21 protein-coding genes and 1 tRNA gene are annotated in these 21117 nt (G+C 61.4%); 4 read left to right on the top strand and 18 right to left on the bottom strand.

What is annotated here, in order from left to right:
* Window positions 1-110 precede the first annotated feature (110 nt).
* A complete protein-coding gene (gene cysE, locus AC2T4A_RS11405; protein WP_416744550.1) occupies window positions 111-890 on the bottom strand; it encodes a serine O-acetyltransferase in 780 nt (259 codons plus the stop codon).
* A complete protein-coding gene (trmJ, locus tag AC2T4A_RS11400) occupies window positions 883-1662 on the bottom strand; it encodes a tRNA (cytosine(32)/uridine(32)-2'-O)-methyltransferase TrmJ (RefSeq protein WP_478377756.1) in 780 nt (259 codons plus the stop codon). The genes cysE and trmJ overlap by 8 nt, the downstream gene beginning before the upstream one ends.
* 146 nt (window positions 1663-1808) lie before the next feature.
* On the opposite strand from trmJ, the gene suhB reads away from it, so the two are divergent.
* A complete protein-coding gene (gene suhB / locus AC2T4A_RS11395) occupies window positions 1809-2624 on the top strand; it encodes a type III secretion system regulator SuhB (RefSeq protein WP_081515987.1) in 816 nt (271 codons plus the stop codon).
* Between the two features lie 205 nt (window positions 2625-2829).
* Here suhB and AC2T4A_RS11390 read toward each other — a convergent pair whose 3' ends face one another.
* The 6 genes from AC2T4A_RS11390 to queA form a co-directional block, all read right to left on the bottom strand.
* Entirely contained in the window at window positions 2830-3366 is a 537-nt protein-coding gene (locus AC2T4A_RS11390) for a glycine zipper 2TM domain-containing protein (RefSeq protein ID WP_037010115.1), read from the bottom strand.
* Window positions 3367-3525: 159 nt separating this feature from the next.
* Window positions 3526-4443, bottom strand: coding sequence for a protein translocase subunit SecF (gene secF, locus AC2T4A_RS11385; RefSeq protein ID WP_416744552.1), 918 nt, complete (start codon window positions 4441-4443; stop codon window positions 3526-3528).
* Window positions 4444-4453: 10 nt separating this feature from the next.
* Entirely contained in the window at window positions 4454-6316 is a 1863-nt protein-coding gene (gene secD, locus AC2T4A_RS11380) for a protein translocase subunit SecD (RefSeq protein ID WP_416744553.1), read from the bottom strand.
* 64 nt (window positions 6317-6380) lie between these two features.
* On the bottom strand, window positions 6381-6722 hold the full coding sequence (gene yajC / locus AC2T4A_RS11375) for a preprotein translocase subunit YajC (RefSeq protein WP_017522301.1): 342 nt from the start codon (window positions 6720-6722) through the stop codon (window positions 6381-6383).
* Between the two features lie 38 nt (window positions 6723-6760).
* Window positions 6761-7879 (bottom strand): tRNA guanosine(34) transglycosylase Tgt, encoded by a 1119-nt coding sequence (gene tgt, locus AC2T4A_RS11370; RefSeq protein ID WP_416744949.1) that lies wholly within the window; start codon window positions 7877-7879, stop codon window positions 6761-6763.
* 12 nt (window positions 7880-7891) lie between these two features.
* The gene (gene queA, locus AC2T4A_RS11365; protein WP_486743347.1) at window positions 7892-8935 is read right to left on the bottom strand and encodes a tRNA preQ1(34) S-adenosylmethionine ribosyltransferase-isomerase QueA; all 1044 of its coding nucleotides are present in this window, start codon (window positions 8933-8935) and stop codon (window positions 7892-7894) included.
* 106 nt (window positions 8936-9041) lie between these two features.
* Between queA and AC2T4A_RS11360 the strand changes: the two genes are divergently transcribed.
* From AC2T4A_RS11360 to AC2T4A_RS11350, 3 genes are all read left to right on the top strand, one after another.
* Window positions 9042-9127: transfer RNA gene (locus AC2T4A_RS11360), tRNA-Leu, on the top strand.
* Between the two features lie 149 nt (window positions 9128-9276).
* Window positions 9277-9792 carry a hypothetical protein gene (locus tag AC2T4A_RS11355; RefSeq protein WP_486743346.1) on the top strand — a complete coding sequence of 172 codons (516 nt, stop codon included), beginning with the start codon at window positions 9277-9279 and terminating at the stop codon, window positions 9790-9792.
* 39 nt (window positions 9793-9831) lie between these two features.
* On the top strand, window positions 9832-10485 hold the full coding sequence (locus tag AC2T4A_RS11350; protein ID WP_486743345.1) for an SOS response-associated peptidase: 654 nt from the start codon (window positions 9832-9834) through the stop codon (window positions 10483-10485).
* Here the strand turns inward: AC2T4A_RS11350 and AC2T4A_RS11345 are convergent.
* From AC2T4A_RS11345 to AC2T4A_RS11300, 10 genes are read right to left on the bottom strand one after another with little or no spacing between them, the layout of a single operon-like run.
* Window positions 10482-10742: a hypothetical protein gene (locus AC2T4A_RS11345; RefSeq protein WP_486743344.1), complete on the bottom strand. Its 261-nt coding sequence runs from the start codon at window positions 10740-10742 to the stop codon at window positions 10482-10484. The genes AC2T4A_RS11350 and AC2T4A_RS11345 overlap by 4 nt on opposite strands.
* A 35-nt stretch (window positions 10743-10777) precedes the next feature.
* Entirely contained in the window at window positions 10778-11284 is a 507-nt protein-coding gene (locus AC2T4A_RS11340; protein WP_486743343.1) for a DUF2514 family protein, read from the bottom strand.
* Complete coding sequence (locus AC2T4A_RS11335) at window positions 11281-11817, bottom strand: glycoside hydrolase family 19 protein (protein WP_486743342.1); 537 nt, start codon at window positions 11815-11817, stop codon at window positions 11281-11283. The genes AC2T4A_RS11340 and AC2T4A_RS11335 overlap by 4 nt, the downstream gene beginning before the upstream one ends.
* Window positions 11814-12509 (bottom strand): hypothetical protein, encoded by a 696-nt coding sequence (locus tag AC2T4A_RS11330; protein WP_486743341.1) that lies wholly within the window; start codon window positions 12507-12509, stop codon window positions 11814-11816. The genes AC2T4A_RS11335 and AC2T4A_RS11330 overlap by 4 nt, the downstream gene beginning before the upstream one ends.
* Window positions 12506-13207, bottom strand: coding sequence for a DUF2793 domain-containing protein (locus AC2T4A_RS11325; protein WP_486743340.1), 702 nt, complete (start codon window positions 13205-13207; stop codon window positions 12506-12508). The genes AC2T4A_RS11330 and AC2T4A_RS11325 overlap by 4 nt, the downstream gene beginning before the upstream one ends.
* A complete protein-coding gene (locus tag AC2T4A_RS11320; RefSeq protein ID WP_486743339.1) occupies window positions 13204-16371 on the bottom strand; it encodes a phage tail protein in 3168 nt (1055 codons plus the stop codon). The genes AC2T4A_RS11325 and AC2T4A_RS11320 overlap by 4 nt, the downstream gene beginning before the upstream one ends.
* Window positions 16368-16799: an NlpC/P60 family protein gene (locus AC2T4A_RS11315; protein WP_486743338.1), complete on the bottom strand. Its 432-nt coding sequence runs from the start codon at window positions 16797-16799 to the stop codon at window positions 16368-16370. Before AC2T4A_RS11315 ends, AC2T4A_RS11320 begins: the two co-directional genes overlap by 4 nt.
* The gene (locus tag AC2T4A_RS11310) at window positions 16796-17680 is read right to left on the bottom strand and encodes a DUF2163 domain-containing protein (RefSeq protein WP_486743337.1); all 885 of its coding nucleotides are present in this window, start codon (window positions 17678-17680) and stop codon (window positions 16796-16798) included. Before AC2T4A_RS11310 ends, AC2T4A_RS11315 begins: the two co-directional genes overlap by 4 nt.
* Window positions 17681-17727: 47 nt before the next feature.
* Window positions 17728-18606: a DUF2460 domain-containing protein gene (locus AC2T4A_RS11305; protein ID WP_486743336.1), complete on the bottom strand. Its 879-nt coding sequence runs from the start codon at window positions 18604-18606 to the stop codon at window positions 17728-17730.
* Window positions 18606-21098: a phage tail tape measure protein gene (locus AC2T4A_RS11300; RefSeq protein ID WP_486743335.1), complete on the bottom strand. Its 2493-nt coding sequence runs from the start codon at window positions 21096-21098 to the stop codon at window positions 18606-18608. Before AC2T4A_RS11300 ends, AC2T4A_RS11305 begins: the two co-directional genes overlap by 1 nt.
* Window positions 21099-21117: the final 19 nt, after the last annotated feature.

Here is a 21117-nt window from a genome sequence, read left to right as displayed (position 1 = left end):
GGGAGTATGCTCTTTTCCGACTATTTAAGTCAACTATAAGACCTATTACTTTAGTCGGAATTAGCCAGCGAACGGCGGCATATTGTAGCAGCAATGCAAGAGCCGGCGCATCACTGCGCCGACTTGCTGCTCTCCTGATCCTTCACTCCGGCGAAGTCCTCTTCCCGCAGAATCGGAAGATCTTTCGCACAGTAGTCACTGCCCAGCGCTGTCAGAGCCTTGCACATGCCCTCCAGCCGGCCATCGACTGCCTGCAGATGATCGAGCAGTTGGCCGATGGCGCGCGCCACCGGGTCGGGCATGTCCTGGCTGACACCGTAGGCATCGAACCCGAGCTTTTCCGCCATGGCCTGGCGCTTGGCAGCCTGATCGGCATCATCCTTGACGATGATGCGGCCCGGAATACCCACAACGGTGGCACCCGGCGGTACCTCTTTGGTCACCACGGCATTGGAACCGACCTTGGCGCCGGCACCAACGGTGAACGGACCCAGCACCTTGGCGCCCGCCCCAACCACCACGCCATCGGCCAGCGTTGGGTGACGCTTGCCCTTGTTCCAGCTGGTGCCACCCAGGGTCACACCCTGATAGATAGTCACGTCGTCGCCGATCTCGGCGGTTTCGCCGATGACGATTCCCAAACCATGGTCGATGAAGAAGCGGCGACCGATCTTCGCACCCGGATGGATCTCGATGCCGGTCATCCAGCGACCGAAGTTCGACACCATGCGCGCCAGCCACTTCCAGCCGGACGTCCACAGGCCATGGGCCAGGCGATGCAGCCAGACGGCATGCAGGCCCGGGTAGCAGGTGAGCACCTCGAAGGCGTTGCGCGCCGCCGGGTCACGATGGAATACGCTTTGAATATCTTCGCGTACACGCTCAAACATCTTCATCACTCCGCTTGGAAAGCTCCCCACGGGCAGCCTTCTGTGTCTCGGTGAGAATACCCCGCAGGATATTCATCTCCAGCTTGCTGACGCCGCTGCGGCCGTACAGGCGACGCAGGCGCGACATCAGGTGGCGCGGCTTCTGCGGGTCGAGGAACTGGATATCCACCAGCGTCGATTCCAGGTGCGCATAGAAGCGCTCCAGCTCATCCGACGTCACCGGAACGCTGTTGAGCATCGCGGTGGACTCCACCTTCTCCTGCTTGGTCGGCTGCCCCTGAGCAGCCAGCCAGGCCATGCGCACCTCATAGACCAGCACCTGCACCGCCGTCGCCAGGTTCAGCGAGCTGAACTCGGGATTGGCCGGGATGTGCACGTGGAATTGACATCGCTGCAGCTCTTCGTTGGTCAGGCCGGCGTACTCGCGACCGAAGACCAACGCGACCTCGCCACCCTGCTGGACATGCTCCAGGCTGGTGGTGGCGCACTCGCGGGGGTCGAGCAGCGGCCAGGGAATGCGGCGATCGCGCGCGCTGGTACCGAGCACCAGACTGCAGCCGACCAGGGCATCTTCCAGGGTCGGCACGATCACGGCCGCATCGAGAATGTCATCGGCGCCGGACGCGCGGGCGCGCGCCTCGCTGCTGGGGAAATCCATCGGATCGACCAGCACCAGGCGCGACAGGCCCATGTTCTTCATCGCACGGGCCGTACCGCCGATATTGCCGGGATGGCTGGTGTTGACCAGCACCACGCGAATTTTGTCGAGCAACGCGCGACTCCACACAAAAGCGAAAAAGGGAGGGAATCCTACCGCAGCAGTGGGTCTTGCGCCACGCAGGCGACAGGTCGCTCTATGAACTCCATGGCTTTCTGCTAGAATGTTCGGCTTTCTTTAACGACCCAGGTGACCTCTCCATGCAGCCTATGCTGAATATCGCCCTGCGCGCCGCTCGCAGCGCCGGTGAACTGATCTTCCGCTCCATCGAACGCCTGGATACCCTGTCGGTCAACGAGAAAGAAGCCAACGACTACGTCACCGAAGTCGATCGCGCGGCCGAACTCTCCATCGTCACCGCCCTGCGCAAGGCCTACCCGAACCACGGGATCATGGGCGAAGAAGGCGGCATGCTCGAAGGCAGCGGCGAAGGCGCCGACTACCTGTGGATCATCGACCCGCTGGATGGCACCACCAACTTCATCCACGGCGTTCCGCACTACGCCGTCAGCATCGCCTGCAAATACCGCGGCCGCCTCGAGCACGCCGTAGTCCTCGACCCGGTCCGCCAGGAAGAATTCACTGCCAGCCGCGGCCGTGGCGCCGCACTGAACGGCCGTCGCCTGCGCGTCAGCAATCGCAAGAGCCTGGAAGGCGCCCTGCTCGGCACCGGCTTCCCATTCCGCGACAGCCAGATGGACAACCTGGACGCCTACCTGGGCATGTTCCGCAGCCTGGTCGGCCAGACCGCCGGCATCCGCCGCGCCGGCGCCGCGAGCCTGGACCTGGCTTACGTCGCCGCCGGCCGTTACGACGCCTTCTGGGAATTCGGTCTGTCCGAGTGGGACATGGCTGCTGGCGCCCTGCTGATCCAGGAAGCGGGCGGCCTGGTGAGCGACTTCACCGGCGGTCACGAATTCCTTGAGAAGGGCCAGATCGTTGCCGGCAACACCAAGTGCTTCAAGGCCCTGCTGACCAGCATCCAGCCGCACCTGCCAGCCTCGCTCAAGCGCTGAGCCTGAGCGACGCAAGAAAAGCCCGGCGATGCCGGGCTTTTTTGTGCCTGCAAGAACGCACTCCCTGTAGGAGCGAGCTTGCTCGCGAAGTTTTTTATCCTGCCACCAGGGCTTGAGGCGGTTCGCGAGCAAGCTCGCTCCTACAGAAAGCAGAAAAGAAAAAGGCGCCCAATGGGCGCCTTTTTCACTTTCACCTGGCGACTGCTTATTGCTGCCCCAGGACCAGCCGACCGCTCTTGTCGACCGGAATCTGCGAGCCCGGATCACGATCCATGCGGACCTGGCCGGCCTTGCCGTCGAGCAGGTACTTCACGTCATAACCGACGACCTTCTCGCTGGTGTCATTGACGGTGCTGCAGCGGGTTTCTGTGGTGGTGTAGGTATCACGCTCCTGCATGCCTTCCTGCACCTTGTTGCCCGCATAACCGCCGCCGATGGCGCCTGCCACGGTGGCGATCTTCTTGCCATTGCCGCCACCGATCTGGTTGCCCAGCAGGCCGCCAGCGATGGCGCCAATTGCCGTACCGGCAATCTGATGCTGGTCCTTGACCGGGCGCTGGTGGGTCACTGCCACGTCCTTGCAGACCTGGCGCGGATTCTTGATGGTTTCCTTGACCGGCTGAACGGCGAGCACCTCGGCGTATTGCGGTGCGCGGTCCACCAGACTGTAGGTAGCCACGGCGCCACCGGCAGTCACGCCTACAGCGCCCAGCACGGTACCGATTAGCAACGACTTGTTCATAGGGTTCTCCTGGTCTTTCTTCTCATTCGGGCCTCGCCCTTTACCTTGCCTTGGAGCAGCTCTTTTGTAAGAAAGTTCCGGCAAATACGTGACACACCCCCTACAAACGAAAACTCCCGCCGAAGCGGGAGTTTTCTGTGGAGGGCCGGAAGCGCTCTATTACGGGCGTTCGTCGACTTCCTTGCTCGGCGGAGGAATCAGGTCCTCGCTGGACAGATTCAGCCAGATCAGCACCACGTTGGCGATGTAGATCGACGAGTAGGTACCCGCCATTACCCCGACGAACAGGGCGATGGAGAAGCCGAACAGGTTGTCGCCGCCGAAGAACAGCAGAGCGGCGATGGCCAGCAGGGTCGATACCGAGGTAGCGATGGTCCGCAGCAGGGTCTGGCTGGTCGAGATGTTGATGTTCTCGATCAGGCTGGCCTTGCGCAGTACGCGGAAGTTCTCGCGCACCCGGTCGAAGATCACGATGGTGTCGTTCAGCGAGTAGCCCACCACCGCCAGCACCGCGGCGAGCACGGTCAGGTCGAAGGTGATCTGGAAGAACGACAGCACGCCCATCACGATGATGGCGTCGTGGATCAGCGAGAGGATCGCCCCCAGGGCGAACTTCCACTGGAAGCGGAAGCCCACGTACAGCAGGATGCCGCCCAGCGCCAGGAGCATGCCGAGGCCGCCCTGGTCGCGCAGCTCTTCACCCACCTGCGGGCCGACGTACTCGACGCCGTTCACCTTGGCCGGGTTCGAAGCGTCAGCCTTCTGCAGCGCAGTGGCGACCTTCTTGCCGAGTTCCGGATCTTCGCTGGGCATGCGTACCAGTACGTCGCGGGTATCACCGAAGCTCTGCACCACGGCCTCGCTGTAACCCGCGGCGACCAGTTGCTCACGCACCTTGGAAAGGTCGGCAGGCTGCTCGTAGGTCAGCTTGATCGACGTACCGCCGGTGAAATCCAGGCCGAAGTTGATGCCCTTGAAGACCCAGCTGCCGAGGGCGATCAGGGTGAGGATCAGGGTTGCGGCGAACGCAATGTTGCGAACGCCCATGAAGTTGATAGTACCGATCTTGATATTCATCTCTGGCCCCTTAGATCCACAGCTTCTTAACGTCGCGGCCGCCGTAGATCAGGTTCACCATTGCGCGGGTGACCAGAATGGCAGTGAACATCGAGGTGAGAATACCCAGGGACATGGTCACGGCGAAGCCCTTCACCGGGCCGGTGCCCATGGCGTAGAGGATGCCGCCGACCAGCAGCGAGGTCAGGTTGGCGTCGATGATCGCGGTGAAGGCACGGTTGAAGCCCTCATGGATCGCCCGCTGCGTCGACATGCCCGCCGCCAGTTCCTCGCGTATCCGCGAGAAGATCAGCACGTTGGCGTCCACCGCCATGCCCATGGTCAGCACGATACCCGCGATGCCCGGCAGGGTCAGGGTTGCGCCGAGGATCGACATCAATGCCACCAGCATGACCATGTTGAAGGCCAGGGCGACGGTGGCGATCACGCCGAAGAAGCGGTAGATGACGATGATGAACAGGGAAACGAAGACCATGCCCCACAGGGATGCGTCGATACCCTTGGCGATGTTGTCCGCACCCAGGCTCGGGCCGATGGTGCGCTCTTCGGCGAAGTACATCGGCGCCGCCAGGCCACCAGCGCGCAGCAGCAGGGCCAGTTCCGAGGACTCGCCCGGAGCGTCCAGGCCGGTGATGCGGAACTGGTTACCCAGCGGCGACTGGATGGTCGCCAGGCTGATGATCTGTTTCTCTTCCTTGAACGCCGGGACAGCAACGTCCTGCTCGACGCCGTCGACGACCTGCTTGGTGTAGCGGGTAATCGGCTTCTGCTCGATGAACACCACCGCCATGCTGCGGCCGACGTTGTTGCGGGTCGCGCGGTTCATCAGCTCGCCGCCGTGGCCATCCAGACGGATGTTCACCTGCGGACGGCCGTTCTCGTCGAAGCTGGCGCTGGCGTCGGTGACCTGGTCACCGGTGATGATCACACCACGCTCCAGGCTCGCCGGCGGACGACGCGGCTCGCGGAACTCGAAGGTTTCGGTGGAGGACTTGATCGCATCCGGCTCGGCGGCCAGGCGGAACTCCAGGTTGGCAGTCTTGCCCAGGATACGCTTGGCTTCAGCGGTGTCCTGCACGCCCGGCAGCTCGACGACGATGCGGTTGGCGCCCTGGCGCTGTACCAGCGGCTCGGACACGCCCAGCTCGTTCACGCGATTGCGGACGGTGGTGAGGTTCTGCTTGATCGAGTATTCGCGGATTTCGGCCAGCTTGGTGGCGGTCATGGCCAGGCGCAGGACCTGCATGCCATTGCGCTCGCTCTGGGCGGTTTCGAAATCGCGGAAATCCTTGGCGATGATCGACTTGGCCTTGTCCAGGTCGGCTTCTTCGGTGAAGCCCAGCTGGATGCCGCCGTCCTGCACAGGCAGGCTGCGATAGCGCACGCGTTCTTTACGCAGGGCGCTCTTGACCTCGTTCTCGTACACCTTCATGCGGGCATCGACGGCCTTGTCCATGTCCACTTCCAGCAGGAAGTGCACACCACCGGACAGGTCGAGACCCAGCTTCATCGGGTGGGCAGCGATATTGCGCAGCCAGTTCGGCGTGGTCTGAGCCAGGTTCAGGGCGACCACGTAGTCGTCACCCAGTGCGCGGCGAACGATGTCCTTGGCCGGCAGCTGGTCTTCCTGCTTGACCAGGCGGATCAGGCCGCTGTTCTTGCCCAGCGAACCCGCCTTGACGGCGATGCCAGCGTCGGCGAGCGCCTTGCTGGCCTTGTCCAGGTCAGCCTGGGAAATCTGCAGCGCAGTGCTCGCGCCGCTGATCTGCACGGCCGGATCGTCAGGATAGAGGTTGGGTGCGGAGTAGATGAAACCGACGGCCAGAACCGCCAGGATCAGCAGATACTTCCACAGGGGATACTTGTTGAGCATGACACCGCCCGTTATGACGCGGGGCGCATCTTGCGCCCCGTCGGTTGGGTTTCTAAGAGGTGGATCAGATCGCCTTGAGGGTGCCTTTCGGCAGGGTGGCGGCGATCGCGGCCTTCTGGAACTTCAGCTCGACGTTGTCGGAAACCTCGACGACGACGAAGTCCTCGGCGACCTTGGTGACCTTGCCGGCGATACCGGCGGAAGTGACGACTTCATCGCCCTTCTGCAGGCCGGACAGCAGGTTCTTGTGCTCCTTGGAGCGCTTGGCCTGGGGACGCCAGATCATCAGGTAGAAGATGACCAGGAAACCGACCAGGAAAATCCACTCGAAGCCAGTGCCGGCCGGGCCTGCAGCAGCGGCGGGGGCTGCGGCGTCAGCGTAGGCAGCGGGAATCAGAAAACTCATTGGAAACTCCTGTCTCAAAGCTTTTTCGATGAATAAGGTCAGTCCGCCAGCGGCGGCACGGGAAGGCCGCGCTTGGCGTAGAAGGCGTCGACAAAGTTCGCCAATGTACCCTGTTGGATTGCCTCGCGCAAACCAGCCATAAGCCGCTGATAATGCCGCAAGTTGTGGATGGTATTGAGCATGCTGCCGAGCATTTCGCCGCACTTGTCCAGGTGGTAGAGGTAGGCGCGGGAGAAGTGTTTGCAGGTGTAGCAATCGCAGGTCGGGTCCAGCGGCGATTCGTCATGTTTGTGAACCGCGTTGCGGATCTTGATCACCCCGGTGTCAACGAAAAGGTGGCCATTGCGCGCATTGCGGGTGGGCATGACGCAGTCGAACATGTCGACGCCCCGGCGCACACCTTCCACGAGGTCTTCGGGTTTGCCCACACCCATCAGGTAACGAGGTTTGTCAGCCGGCATGTGCTTGGGCAGGAAGTCCAGCACGCGGATCATCTCCTCCTTGGGCTCGCCCACCGACAGGCCGCCGATGGCCAGGCCGTCGAAACCGATTTCCTGCAGCCCCTCGAGCGAGCGCATGCGCAGCTCTTCGTGCATGCCGCCCTGGACAATGCCGAACAGCGCAGACGGGCTATCACCGTGGGCGACTTTCGAACGCTTGGCCCAGCGCAACGACAGCTCCATTGAGCGCTTGGCGACGTCGAACTCGGCCGGATACGGGGTGCACTCGTCGAAGATCATCACGATGTCCGAGCCCAGCGCGCGCTGCACGGCCATGGACTCTTCCGGGCCCATGAAGACCTTGGCGCCGTCCACCGGCGAGGCGAAGTACACGCCCTCCTCCTTGATCTTGCGCAGCGCGCCCAGGCTGAACACCTGGAAGCCGCCCGAGTCAGTGAGGATCGGCCCCTTCCACTGCATGAAGTCATGCAGGTCGCCGTGCTTCTGGATCACTTCGGTGCCCGGACGCAGCCACAGGTGGAAGGTGTTGCCGAGGATGATCTGCGCGCCGATGCCCTCGATGTCGTGCGGGAGCATGCCCTTCACGGTGCCGTAGGTGCCCACCGGCATGAACGCCGGGGTTTCCACCACGCCGCGGGGGAAGCTCAGGCGGCCGCGACGGGCCTTGCCCTCGGTGGCCAGCAGTTCGAATTTCATGAAGCTCATGGATCAGTCCTCGGGGCCGCGCGGTGCCGGGTTGCGGGTAATGAACATGGCATCGCCGTAGCTGAAGAAGCGATAGCCCTGCTCCACTGCCGCCGCGTAGGCGGCCATGGTCTCGGGGTAGCCGGCAAAGGCGGAGACCAGCATCAGCAGGGTGGATTCCGGCAGGTGGAAGTTGGTGACCAGGGCGTCGACCACGTGGAACGGCCGCCCGGGGAAAATGAAAATGTCCGTGTCGCCGCTGAAGGGTTTGAGAACACCATCACGGGCGGCACTCTCCAGCGAACGCACGCTGGTGGTACCGACAGCAACCACACGGCCACCGCGCGCCTTGCAGGCGGCCACGGCGTCGACCACGTCCTGGCTGACTTCCAGCCATTCGTTGTGCATGTGGTGGTCTTCGATGCGCTCCACGCGCACCGGCTGGAAGGTGCCGGCGCCGACGTGCAGGGTGACGAACGCGGTATCCACGCCCTTGGCGCGGATCGACTCGAGCAGCGCCTCGTCGAAATGCAGGCCGGCGGTCGGCGCCGCAACGGCACCGGCGCGCTCGGCATAGACAGTCTGGTAGCGCTCCCGGTCGGCATCTTCGTCCGGGCGGTCTATATAAGGCGGCAGCGGCATGTGGCCGACGCGCTCCAGCAGCGGCAGCACCTCCTCGCTGAAGCCCAACTCGAACAGCGCATCGTGGCGCTGCAGCATTTCCGCCTCGCCACCGCCGTCGATGAGGATCTTCGAACCCGGCTTGGGCGACTTGCTGGAACGCACGTGGGCCAGCACGCGATGGCTGTCCAGCACGCGCTCCACGAGGATTTCCAGCTTGCCGCCAGAAGCTTTCTGGCCGAACAGGCGGGCAGGAATTACCCGGGTGTTGTTGAACACCATCAGGTCACCCGGCTTGAGGAAGCCGAGGATGTCAGCGAATTGCCGATGGCTGAGCTCGCCGCTCGGACCGTCCAGCACCAGCAGGCGGCTGGAACGGCGCTCAGGAAGCGGATGGCGGGCGATCAGCGCCTCGGGCAGGTCGAAATGAAAGTCAGCGACACGCATGGGAAGAGCTATCTCGAAGGGGCGCGTATCTTACTGGAAATGCCAAATTCTGACCATTCGAGCCGATTGACCGGCGCAGAGCGCCTCCCTATACTGCGCGCCCATTGCCTCGGTGGCGGAATGGTAGACGCGGCGGATTCAAAATCCGTTTCTGGCGACAGAGTGAGAGTTCGAGTCTCTCCCGGGGCACCAAATAAAGCCCGTAAGACATTGTTCTTACGGGCTTTTTCTTTTCTGTTGGCGTAATTTTGGCGTAATGCCAGAACTTCCGTTTCTGCCCGCCGCTTGAAACTGTATATACATACAGTATTCTTTCCCTCCCCTGACTCGGGAGGCGGACCATGCTGTACACCAACCACGAAAACGACCGCCGGCTACTGATATATCGCTGGGAGGCTGCGCTGTGCGACCGCGTCGCCTTCCTCTACCGCACCGACGATCACTACCACTATCTGTTGGCTCAGGCCGACGAGGCCTACCAGCTCGGCCTGATCTGCCTATCGGAGCGTCAGGAGATGGTCACCCGCGCGCTCGGCGCCTACTCCTGGAATGTCGAGCACAACATTACCAGGGAAACCCACTGGTGCCTGGGCTGCTACTACCATGTCTTGGTCGATGGCGAGGTGGTTGGCACGATCGGAACCGAAGGCCATTACCAGGACCTGCAGGGGAAGCTGCTCGGTAACATCATCGGACGGCCGCCGGGGCTACACCTGCGCGTAGGCCGCTTCGACCGTGAGTTCGCGGGCGACGTCGAGGGCCTGCGGATAATGTGCGATGGCCAGGAGCTGTTCGAACTGAGGGAAGTGATTCCGGCCGGCGCCGGCGACAAGCGCTGGCCGTACTCGGGAGGCTGAACGATGTGTGGACGGTATGTAACGCCAGAGGAGGCCGCCATGGAGCGGTATTGGCATATTGGGCGGGGAAACTCCGGGCGCTGGATCGACCGCGCGTACAACGTCGCGCCGACCAGTCAGGTACCCATGGTGTTCCTGAACGAGGCAGGAGAACAGGAAGTGGTCGCGGCCCGCTGGGGACTGATCCCGTTCTGGTGGAAGCAGGAGAAACTGCCGCCGCTGACCTTCAACGCGCGGAGCGAGGAAGCAGCGACGAAGCCAATGTGGCGGGACGCCATCCGGCATAAGCGCTGCTTGATGCCAGCGGCGGGCTGGTATGAATGGAACGAGAAGGAGCCGGTGAAGAACACCGCCGGCCGCGCCGTGAACCAGCCCTACTACCACCACGCGATAGACGGCGACGTGCTGGCCATCGCCGGGATCTGGTCGACCTGGTCACCGCCAGAGGGTGAGCCGATCACCTCCTGCGCGCTGCTGACCAAGGAGGCCGAGGGACTGGTCTCAGCCATCCACCACCGGATGCCGGTCATCTTGGCGCCGGAGCAGTGGAAAACCTGGCTATCGCCTGAGACCTCGCTGGAGCTGGCCTATGACACCATCGCCCTGGCGCGGCAGGACTTCGAGGCCTACCGCATCTCGACGGACGTCGGGAGCGTCAGGAACCAGGGCGCGCAGTTGATCGAACCGATCTAGAGGTAATGGGCCGTGCCCTTCCCGATTGCTTTCCACTCTTCCTGTGGCGAGTGCGGCGATAGCATGGCGAAGAGCTCCACCTCCTGCCCCTCCTTCGGTTCAGCCGGCAGCAGCGCGGCATGACGGCCAGCCTGCAGCCCCTTGAACATCTCGGAGTTGGCGGCGACGTGGAACTCCCAGACACCGTACTGCCCGGCCTTGGTGACAAGGCGCTCCAGGTTCAGGCGCGTCCCGCCATTGGATCGAATTCTGAGCATGCCAACCTCCTGTTGATCGAGGCCGGCAGTCTACCCTATCGGATGCCGTCGTAAGCCGCCTCGCAGGCCTTCCCGGCTACTCGGCTTCGCTCAAGCGCGTCTGCCAGGCCTCGATTGCGGTCGACAGATTCTTGGAACACGTCGGCAAGCACAGAGAAGGCGTCTCCCCTTGCCTTGCGTTCTCCGGCAGCGATGGCACTGCAGGTGGCTGAACGGCCAGCCCGCAGTCGATTGACTTCGCGCTGCAGCCCATCAGCAGCATTACGAGCGTCATCAGCATCAGCATTTGCCGCATTGATCTTCTCCTTCGCTTTGATTTCCACCTGGTCGACTTCCGCTTGCCGGCGCCTTTCCTCTTCTCGGGCAGCGGCTTCCGCCTTTCTGGACGCTTCCGCCACCGCGGCGCGGTAATCGCTCAGCTCTTTCCGGGCCGTCGCCGTCTCGGCCTGCCCGGCGCGAACACGGACTTCCTGGGCGCCAAGGCCAATCACCAGCACGAGGATCACCCAGGACCAGATCGGAACAGCCTTGAAGAAGGTCACGCCAGCACTTCCTTGGCGCGCGCCCACAGTTCCAGGCGCTCTCGCTGGCCATTCAGGCCGCCATTGATGCGGCGGGTGATCTGCTCGAACTCGCCGGTATCGGCCAGTTCGTTCAGACCCCGGTTGCTCCACCACCAGGCGGCAGACGCAGCGGCCCACTCGACCTGTTCGAGCAGTTCCGGCTTGTCCAGCAGCGGCACGCCCAGGGCTGCGCCCGCCCTGCGGTAGTTTTCTCGACCGGTGATCTGGATCAAGCCTCGCCCCATGAAGCGCTTCCCGTCGCCTGGCTGCGTGTTGCCCAGATCCTTCCGGCCCTCATAGCGCGACTGCGCCGGCGTAGGCCCCCAAATCTCCCTCGTGCGCTTTAGCTGCATCGACTCATGCCCGATCTGGGCAAGGAATGCAGCCTGGCGCGCCGGCGTATTGATCTGGTAGCGCTCCATCGCCCGGTTGAGCGCAGGAACAAAAACGCCAGCTCTCTGGCTGGCGTTGGGATAGATGCGCAGGAGCTGCGCCTCGGTGATTGGCGTCATGGGCTGATTACCAGGGAGATGGATGAAACCTCTTGGGTGACGGTGCCGCCATAGCCGTTGTTGCTGAAGTTCCCACTGAACGACTCCCCGGTGGCGCTGACCTTGGTGCCGACACAAAGCCTGTTCTGGTTGACAGATGAAGGCGTCTGCTGAGTCAGCCCTGATGGGACGGTGTAGATGGTTGCTGAGCCAGTTATGGTGTAGATCGCACACTGTGAGGCGATAATCATCTGCCCAGCCGTCGCTGTAATTGCAGAGGCGGCAAACGTCACGCCCGAAAGGTCTTGGGTGCTCTTCGTAGTGCTGGATACCGTAGCGGTCGTCGAGTTTGCCTTGTGAATAGCCAACACGCAGGCGCCGGACTGTTCGGCGGTTCCATATCCGAAAGTAATCGCGGCGCCGATATCACCTGAAACAGCAGTCTTCGAATAGATGCTCAGCGTTGTGTTCAGGCCTCCCCCTGAGAACGGGTTGGCCTGTGAATCAACCAGAGTCCATCCCGATGGCACCGACGTTATCGGGTAGAACGTCACCACGAACGCGAGTAACAGATCGCCCACAGAGGCGCCGGCCGGCACCGCTGGGCTTACAGAGGTTGCCGATGCGGGCTGGTATACCGTCGACCCAGCAACCACTGACATCGCATTGCCAGCCCCCGGGTAGCTCATCAACAGAGCCTGATGCGGGTTCATGTCAGGTTGACCCCGCTGATCATCCACTCGGTGCTGGTGAGCTTGATCGCTGTAGCTACGCCGTTTGCCGCGAGGGTTCTGCTGCCGGTAGTCCCGGCGCCTGCAAGACGCATAGTGTCCGTGGTGATCGCGATAGTCACAACGCCAGCAGCGTTCTGGTTGAAGAACGAGATCATGGTTCCGACAGGGAAAGCCACCGATGCGTTGGCCGGAATCGTGAACGTGCGTGCAGTGGTGTCGGCGCTCGGGTGGAGAATGCCAGTGTTGGCGTCCCCCAGAACCAGCGTGTACGCGGTGCTCTTTGAGCTGATCGTCATTCCCGTGGCGCCGCCAGTCAGGTCAGGCAGAGTCCAGGCTGAGCCCGTGTAGATGTACTCCTTGGGGGCCCCGTTGGCATCGTCGTCATCTTGAACGCGGACAGCCCAACCCTCGAGCGGAACGATGAACTGCCATACACCAGCGGAGGTGCGCCAGTAGGCGATCTGTGCCGCCTTCCCACTCCACAGCCCTGTTGGGCTACTGCCGACAATGTAGGCGTCCCCATCAATGGGACTTCCTGGAGGCGTGTTGACGCCTCGGCTCTTTACTGTCTTGTCGACCAGTACGTCGAGAATGGAGAAGGCACTGCTGTTGACCACCAGATTCTGATTGGCGCTGTTGGCCAGTTCCTGGATCTTCAGCTTTGGGGTATTGCTCACAGGATGACCTCCAGGGGGTATCCGCGACCTACGGTCGCCGACACCTGGCAGATGCGAAGGGTGATAGAGGCTTGTGGCGAGCCGAAGTCGGTCGTCTGATCAGCGGCGGTGTAGGTGAATGAAGGGCTGGTGATGCTGATTGTCCGCTTCACCGTTGATCCGGACATGACATCCACCTGGTAGGCCTCGCTCGCCTCACCAACTGGTGCAGGTACACCGGTAATCCACCAGCTCGACGAGAACCGGCTGCGGCGAGTGAAGCTCACGGCGAGATCGCTGGACGAGTTCCTGCTGCCAAATGGATAGGCCGGAGAGAGCGGCTTCAGGTTTACGCCGCGGTAGGTGAATGACAGGTCAGCTGCGGAATCAATCGAGGCGCCGGATGTAACCGCTCGATAAGTGCGCTGCAGGCCAATCGACTCTACTGGAGAGCCAACAAAGGCATTGTCAGGGTCAGCTGCCATCACAAGAACATCGCCGGCCAGGTGCAAACCAGTCGCCCACTCCGTTCCTTTGTCGCCTCGCACGAACTTGGTCAGGATGTAGGAGCCGTCAGTCTGCAGAGCGGCGTTCTGGAAGCGAATCACCTCCCACCGACCATCAGCGCCGTAAAGCGCCATGTTCCCGCCTTCGAGCATCTGGCTTTCCGTGATGCTCTCAAGCTCGCCGGCGATCATGTCGACGCGCAGACTTCCTCCAAGATCAAACAAGGCGCCAGAGTTGACGGCGAGCGAATCCCGGCAGGTCCCGACAGTGCCCGGGGCGTCGTATCCCTGAAGATCTATCCAGGTCTGCCCTTGGTCGTTCGATCGAACCAAGACAGCGCCTGGCCAACCGCCGGTATAGCCGGCCGCCGCAGTGGAGAATCCGGGAGCGTTCTGCACGTCCTCATAGATCATCGGGCCGTCTACCAGCGCCATGAAGGTTGGGCCTTCCACACCGATGGTGCCATCTGGCCCAGGCGCCGGCGCACCAACTGCCACGCTGGTATAGAGCCCAATGCTGTTTGGGAAGGCCTTGCAGGAAACTATCCCATTTGCCTGACTGCTAACCTCGGTCAGGCGCAGATCGAAGGTTCCAAACTTCGCGCTGACCGTTACAACGTCAGCTGGCTCAAGCGCCTGGTAGGTTGGTGGCAGATCAAACGAGAACTCATCGCGCTCCAGCCAGCGCAACTCGCAGAGAACCTCCGCGATCTGCGCCTCTTCGTCATCAGTCAGGACCAGACCCAGGTCGACAGATTCAGAGTTGACGGCATTTGTGCCAATGCGCTCGTAGTACTGCGACGACGAAGCATACTCACGGTCAGCACTGACGCCAGAGACAGTTATCTTCTGTGGGAGCTGGGAGTCCATTTCCCGGGTATAGGGAAGCGAATCACCGATCTCGTCGCCATCGGTGGCGGCGAGATCGCCCCACGGGATAGAAACCGCAGACGCCTGCCCTCGAGGCACGAACTGAATCGAATACCCATGCATGCGAACGTCGAATCGATAGGCGGACTGCAGTTCCTCAATGACTGAGCGCGGTGAACCGCCGACTACCTTGTATCCCCGAACACTCTGGGTGAGCATTGAAACATCGATATCAGCCGGCCCAAGGAGATTGGTTAGGCTGACCTCCGCTGAGATCACATCGGCCAAAGTCTCGGAGTCAGGAGAGACGCGACGAACTGCACAGACACTCCTCAAACCAGGAGCGACGGCAACCATGCTGTTGCCAATATTCGCGACTCCCTGCCAAGTCTCATGCTGGACAACGTCAAGATCCCAATTCACCCCGTCGCCAGAGAAGCCAACATAGTTCGTCGGCTGGCTTGAAGTGCCATCGGCTAGGGCGAACACTCCACTATCCGCAGAGATATCCAGCCAGTCTCTCAGAGTGGCGCCACCAGGAGCAGGTACTGCAGTCCACGTCTCTCCATCCTCCGACACCAGAAAATTACTGTTGCCACTCGTGATGATGCAGAAGACTTCGTCGTTATAGGCGACTCCGCTGAAACTTCCGGTAATTGGCAGTGTTTTCTCAACCCAAGTTTCACCCTCGTCATACGAGACCGCATACTTATTGGTGAGCAACGCTACAGCTATGTACTTCCCTGCTCCGTAGGCGATGCCGGACCAGTTTCTCGAAGCAGGCAAAGATTTCGAAACCCAGGTTCTGCCGTCAGGGGATACCATCGCAACAGCAGTATTCGCAGCTACAGTTGCATACGAAACACCACTCCAGGCTACGCGCACAAACTCTGCACTCACGGGTAGCGCGAACGAAACCCATGCCTCTCCCGTGCTGGAAAACGCCCCTCTCCCACTTTGCGAGAGAATCACAAAGCCCGGAGCTCCATATCCAATGGAGCGCCAGGTTGAAGTTTCCGGCAGTGCTACTTGCCGCCAGCTTTTCCCGTCATAGCTGATGCCAACGTAAGCAACTGACGTTGCGATGGCGCAAAACGCAGATGCACTGACCGCAACATCACGCCATGTTGCAAAGTTCAGGGAAGGCCCCTCACTTGCTATCACCTCAAAGCTGTTTGCCCGAACAACCTCAACCTTGAACTGGCTGCCGGCGAGCGAATCGCCATAGTTCTTCAGCGCGAATCGCTTGAACTTGATGTAGGCGAGGCCACGGTAAGCCGGAGTATTCTCAACTCCCTTGTCAGCCTGCATATCTGGGTCTGGTAGCTGGTCGTCAGTTCCGCGATAGAGAACCCAGCCCTTGGCGGACTGGTTACTCGCGACGATGGTTTCAAGGTCATCACTACCGGCGTTGTAGATCAGCTTGTCAGAGCACCAGATACGGCGAATGCCGGAAATTTCACCTTCCCCAAGCGCCAAGGCGAAGGTGGCGAAGTAGCTGTACACAGGTTGAGCAGAACTTGAGCCGCCACCCTTTCCGCCGGACTTCTTCTTCTTGACGGTGTAGTCGAGCTTCCCGCCCTTCAGCCAGATGACGTTCCCTGAAGTTCCATACATTGCATAGAAGTGCGGGATTGGATTACCGTAGGCACTATCCTGAACAGTGGGGATTGTTGGAGAGGGAGTCTTCGCCTCTGGAAACAGCTTGCGGTAGGCGCTATCAATCAGCCCGGGGCCGCCGCCCAGCATGAAATTGTTGATCTTGAAGATCGTGCTGTCACGGCCGAAGAGTTGCGCGCTGAGACTCATTCTTCAACACCCCTGAATCGGTAGGCCGAAAGGATGCGGTGGCGCCAGGTCGCGTCCACGCGATGGTGGCAGACGTGACCAGCCTCCTCGCTGGAATGGATGATGTAGGGGTGGCCATCGATGAACCCGGCGTGAATTGCAATGTGCTGCGGGGCCCGGCTGATGCGCATCGCGAGAAGATCGCCCGTTGTTGCATCAGAGAGGTTTATCGGAACCAGGCAGGGCTGGCGATCCAACTCACGCTCTAGCGTCCCGTCATAGGGGTCTCTGGCATAGCCTGTGGTGTCGATGCACTCGAAACCCAGAGCCTGGCAGATATGGATGTAGAGGCCAACGCAGTCCAGGCCTACGCCTGGCACCCTACCCTGATGTCTGAACGGCGTGCGCTCCACCGATAGCGCGGCGGCGACGATATCCTCTCGCTTCATGAGCCGCGCCCCACCTGGGTGTATTCGGAGGTCGTTGGAACGTAGGGCTGGCCGCCGAAGTTGACGACATTACCGAATTTGTCTCGGCAGTCCTCCAGGCGTTTCCTGCAGCCTGGGATCATCACGTAGGCATCGCCTACCCGCGGCAAGGAATAGGTTCCACCATGCAGGTAGAACTGGCCGCCAGATGTGCTGCGCTTGATCTTAAGCGGCTGCAGCCCAGCATTTGGACCGCTGGTGAACAGCACCTCGCCGGCCGTAAACCAGTCGTCAGGCTCTGCTCTGCCGGTATCTTGGAACTGGGATTGGCTGGTAACACTAGTGATTACGCCAGTTACTCGATAGGTATCGATACTCGGCCCGTCGGGATTGGATCGAGAGCCAATGCAGCGGCTTCGTGTTGATGCAATGAGCCCACCGCTGAGATGCTGATCGAACAGCGTCCAGGGGCATGAAGGTGCATAGATGCGCCCCATCTCTTGGCTGAGAACATCCTTTGCTGACATGACCTCTGTCGAATAGGTGCTGTCGCTCAGAGTTGTCCTTCCAAGGAAGGCCAATGGACTCGGTTCCTCGTCCTCTACGGGGCTGGCCCAGCTTGTGGCGAATGAGTAGATGCGAGCGTTATCGAACACCCCGCTGCCGAGTTGATCGCGAGTGATGCCATGATCAAGGATGCCGGTCAGATCGAAGCTGCCGGGCGCCACATCGGCCTGATCATCCTGCCCGGTGAATTCGTAACCTGTGTCGCACCGGTATACCTGGCCATTGCTCATGACCAGGTCAACTGGATGCTCGGTGATCCGCACAGTGGTTCCGTCTTGCGACACAACCCGGGCGCAGCGAACTTTCGTCGACCAGGCGGCAACGTGTGGTTTCATAGGATTCCCCAATGAAAGCGCCCAGCGCAATGGCTGTGCGTGATGGCTTACGGGTTGAGGATTTCTTCGAGGGTCAGGCCAGAGGCTTGGCCGACATCCATGCCCAGGGCCTGGACGTTGAACTTCGAGCTGAAGACGACGGGGTAATCAAACTCGCACCCGCCAGTCACAACGTCCGAGCCGGTGTTGAGCGGTTGGGTCTGCGCCGTGCCGCCGCTGACGTAGTCGCCCACCATCGACGAGGAGTTGATGGCCAGCGTGAACGTCCCAGCGGTGCGGGCGGTGACCAGCGCGCGCAGGCCGTTGAGAGCGGCAATCCCGACGATGTCCTTCAGGGCGACCGACTCGCCGATGACGAAGCTGTTGGACCCTGTGAATACCGTCGTGGCGCCCTTCGTGATGCCGGTTATGGTCGAGGTCTTGTTGGCCGCCAGGGTCACGCGACCTGTCGTGTAGTCGATCGTTACCCCGTTGGGGTACGCCAGGCCCGCAACCGCAATCACTGCCTTCCCAGTTACCGGCTTGAAGATCGTCCTGCGTGGGCGGCCGATGCTGGCAAGGCCTGGCTTGTCCCGGCCGTACTCCTTCACCAGTTGATAGATGCCAGGCGAAACCACATCCAGCCGGCAATCGAGCGACGTGTACGCGGAAGTCCCATCCAGGGCCGTGGTGAAGTCGTCCCAAGCCTGCACCCGGAATCCAGCGAACCCGCCCCAGGTGCGATAGAACAGGCTGCGGATCTCCTCGGCCAGCTCCGGCAGGTCCTTGACGTATTCGATGTCGAAGGTCCGGTAGGGCTTGCCGTTCTTCAGCGCGGCATACCTGGCCCCGCTCGATGTCCGCGAGACATCCAGGAAGAATCCATCTTCCGACTCGGCGCCAAGACGAATGCAGGTGTCGAGGCGCTCTTCAATGAACTCACCCATTACTCATACCTCAAGGAGCCGTCGACCAGCCTGCGCATGCGCCGGAGCGCGCGGGCGTTGGCTTCGTTCTGGCTCTTGGCGTCGGTCGTGGTCTGGTAGAAGTTGACTGTCCCAATGCCGCCGCCAGAGCGCGAGCTGCGCGACATATCGGAGCGAACCCGGTCGAGGGTGCTGTCCAGCTTCGCGCTGGTCTCAGCAGTCGTTACCCGCTCCCCCTTCTGCAGGTACCAGGTGCCGTCGGCAGGTACTTTGTCGATGCCGTCGTGGGCCATGCCTGACAGAGCTGCAACGCCAACCGCGGCGGCCATCGGTTCGGCCACGGCCAGAGCCGCAGCCATCGCCGCCGGAGCCGCGACCGGGCCAACAATAGGGATTGCAGCGGTGGAGGCGAAAGCGGCAAGACCAGCCTGCAAAGCCGTAGCCTGGGCGTTGGCCGCCAGAGTTGTCGCCGCGCTCGCCTGGGTGGTACGTCCGACCAGCAACTGGACGGCCTGAGCCACCAGCCATTGAGCCGCCATGTCGGCAATCGCCTTGACGATGGTTTGCCCGATGGTGGTAGCGAGGTTGCCCAGGGCGTCACCCAGCGACTCGGTCCCCGTGAAGACGTCGTAGATGCTGTCGCTGAGCGCATCAGTGGCGCCGCCGAGGATGTTGGTGACCGCGTCAGCTGCGATCTGGTAATGGTCCTGGGCGCTGTCGACGTAGTTCTGGAAGGCCTCATCGACGCCCGCCATCCAGTCGGCCTGGACCTCATCTACGCGATCGTAATAGTCCTCCTGAATCTTCAGGCGATCGTTCAGGGCCTGCTGAAGGATCGCGGTTTCCTTGTCGTACAGCGACTGGCTGATGTCGCCGGAGTTCAGCTGCGTGGTCAGGTCCGACAGCTTCTCGTTGAAGCGCTGGCGGATTTCCAGCAGGCCCTGCAGGCGTGCGCGGTACTTGTCGCCCGCGCCGGCGCCGGCCAGCTCCAGGTCGAAGCCGGCCGCAGCGGTCGAGTTCTCCTGCCCCAGCGACGACCGGTACGCGGCAGCCTTCGCGGCATCCTCGTTCGCCTGCTTCAGCTTCTGAAGACGGTCGAGCTCGGTGGCCAGGCCGTTGAGGCGCTCCTGCTGCTGGGCGTTGATGCCCTTCAGCTTGCCCGACTCGATCTCGAACTGAAGCTTGGCGACCTCGGTGGCATCCTTGCGCTTATCGACCTCGGTGTTGATCAGGGCGATCTGCCGCTCGTAGCCGGTCTCGGCATCGTCGAAGCGCTTCTGCAGGGCTTTTGCGGCCTGCTCGGCGGCCTTCGCGGCGGCCTGCTCTTCCTTGGTTACCGCGCGGAAAGATCCAGGCTTCCTACCGAGCTTATCCAGCTCATCCATGACTCCAGCGAGCTGCTTTACAAATCCGTTAGTACCACCAGTTCCAGCCTGATCGACATCCTTTAGGAATCCGGCGTATTTCTGGGCAACCTCATCAAGGTCTTCGCCCACCCCAGCAGCGGTCTGCTGGATGTTTTTCCGGTTCTTGTAGAGGAGATTCGCCAACCCCACAGGGCCAACGGCGAAGTCCATCCAATCCGCGTCCTTAAATCCGGCAGCGGCGGTTGCTGCAGCACCTCCTATCGCCTTCCCCATCAAGTCGAATGCACCGACAGCGCCGATTGCTGCCTTGGCCATCCACTTGATGGTTGTCACCGCGGCCTCACCGACGGTAACCATGATGGTTCCCTGTTTGGCCACGCCAAAGAGGTCATCTGCAAAATCGCTGAGCACTGGAAGCAACTGGGAAACCAGCTGGTTCTTCAGGCCCGTTGTGCTCTGCTCGATCAGCCAAGTGGCGGCCTTCAGCTCATTCGCCGACTTGATGGTTTTCTCGTCCATGATCGCGCCTGCGGCCTCGGCCGCATCACCGAGCATGGTGAAACCTTCTGCATTGTTCCGGAGCAACGGCAACAGAGAAGTCGCGTCACTGGCGATCGCCTCCATGTAGAAGGTCATGTCGGCCTGACTGACGTTGGCCTTCTCCAGGCTGCTGACATACAAGCCCAAGGCCTGCGGCCCAGAGAGGTTTCGGAAATCCTCTGCGGTGACGCCGACCTTCGGAGCGATTTGCGTGAAGAAGTCCTGCAGGGCGCCACCACCAGTGTTGAGGAAGTCACCTACCTTGTCGTTCGTGTCCTTGAAGATGTCTGCGAGCTTGTCCTGTTCAACGCCTACGGTTTTCGCACCGGCGGCGTACTTCTGAAACTCGGTGGTGCCGGCGTTGGCGACACTGGCAAGGTTCGTGATCTCGCCGGCGGACCGAACAGCGCCCACAGTCATGGCGGTCAGCGCCGTAGCGCCCGTAGCTATTGCGCCGCCGATAGCCACACCGACCGCCTTGGCTGATTTCTCTACCGACTTGCGCCATTTTTCAGCGCTGCGCTCAGAGGCATCCATTCCTGACACGAAGCCGCCAACCTTGGCGATGACATCGAGGGTTAGAGTACCGAGGCTTCGTGCTGCCATGAAAAACTCCGGGCAATAA

Source organism: Pseudomonas sp. PVC-3-1 (assembly GCF_057444315.1).
Note: the sequence above shows the minus strand (reverse complement) of the source record. Positions and strands in the feature narration are given on the sequence as shown.

Bases quoted from the DNA above. Each gene is read 5' to 3' on its own strand.
- cysE (WP_416744550.1), bottom strand. From the start codon at position 890: ATGTTTGAGCGTGTACGCGAAGATATTCAAAGCGTATTCCATCGTGAC.
- suhB (WP_081515987.1), top strand. From the start codon at position 1,809: ATGCAGCCTATGCTGAATATCGCCCTGCGCGCCGCTCGCAGCGCCGGT.
- AC2T4A_RS11390 (WP_037010115.1), bottom strand. From the start codon at position 3,366: ATGAACAAGTCGTTGCTAATCGGTACCGTGCTGGGCGCTGTAGGCGTG.
- secF (WP_416744552.1), bottom strand. From the start codon at position 4,443: ATGAATATCAAGATCGGTACTATCAACTTCATGGGCGTTCGCAACATT.
- secD (WP_416744553.1), bottom strand. From the start codon at position 6,316: ATGCTCAACAAGTATCCCCTGTGGAAGTATCTGCTGATCCTGGCGGTT.
- yajC (WP_017522301.1), bottom strand. From the start codon at position 6,722: ATGAGTTTTCTGATTCCCGCTGCCTACGCTGACGCCGCAGCCCCCGCC.
- tgt (WP_416744949.1), bottom strand. From the start codon at position 7,879: ATGAAATTCGAACTGCTGGCCACCGAGGGCAAGGCCCGTCGCGGCCGC.
- queA (WP_486743347.1), bottom strand. From the start codon at position 8,935: ATGCGTGTCGCTGACTTTCATTTCGACCTGCCCGAGGCGCTGATCGCC.
- AC2T4A_RS11355 (WP_486743346.1), top strand. From the start codon at position 9,277: ATGCTGTACACCAACCACGAAAACGACCGCCGGCTACTGATATATCGC.
- AC2T4A_RS11350 (WP_486743345.1), top strand. From the start codon at position 9,832: ATGGAGCGGTATTGGCATATTGGGCGGGGAAACTCCGGGCGCTGGATC.
- AC2T4A_RS11345 (WP_486743344.1), bottom strand. From the start codon at position 10,742: ATGCTCAGAATTCGATCCAATGGCGGGACGCGCCTGAACCTGGAGCGC.
- AC2T4A_RS11335 (WP_486743342.1), bottom strand. From the start codon at position 11,817: ATGACGCCAATCACCGAGGCGCAGCTCCTGCGCATCTATCCCAACGCC.
- AC2T4A_RS11330 (WP_486743341.1), bottom strand. From the start codon at position 12,509: ATGAACCCGCATCAGGCTCTGTTGATGAGCTACCCGGGGGCTGGCAAT.
- AC2T4A_RS11320 (WP_486743339.1), bottom strand. From the start codon at position 16,371: ATGAGTCTCAGCGCGCAACTCTTCGGCCGTGACAGCACGATCTTCAAG.
- AC2T4A_RS11315 (WP_486743338.1), bottom strand. From the start codon at position 16,799: ATGAAGCGAGAGGATATCGTCGCCGCCGCGCTATCGGTGGAGCGCACG.
- AC2T4A_RS11310 (WP_486743337.1), bottom strand. From the start codon at position 17,680: ATGAAACCACACGTTGCCGCCTGGTCGACGAAAGTTCGCTGCGCCCGG.
- AC2T4A_RS11305 (WP_486743336.1), bottom strand. From the start codon at position 18,606: ATGGGTGAGTTCATTGAAGAGCGCCTCGACACCTGCATTCGTCTTGGC.
- AC2T4A_RS11300 (WP_486743335.1), bottom strand. From the start codon at position 21,098: ATGGCAGCACGAAGCCTCGGTACTCTAACCCTCGATGTCATCGCCAAG.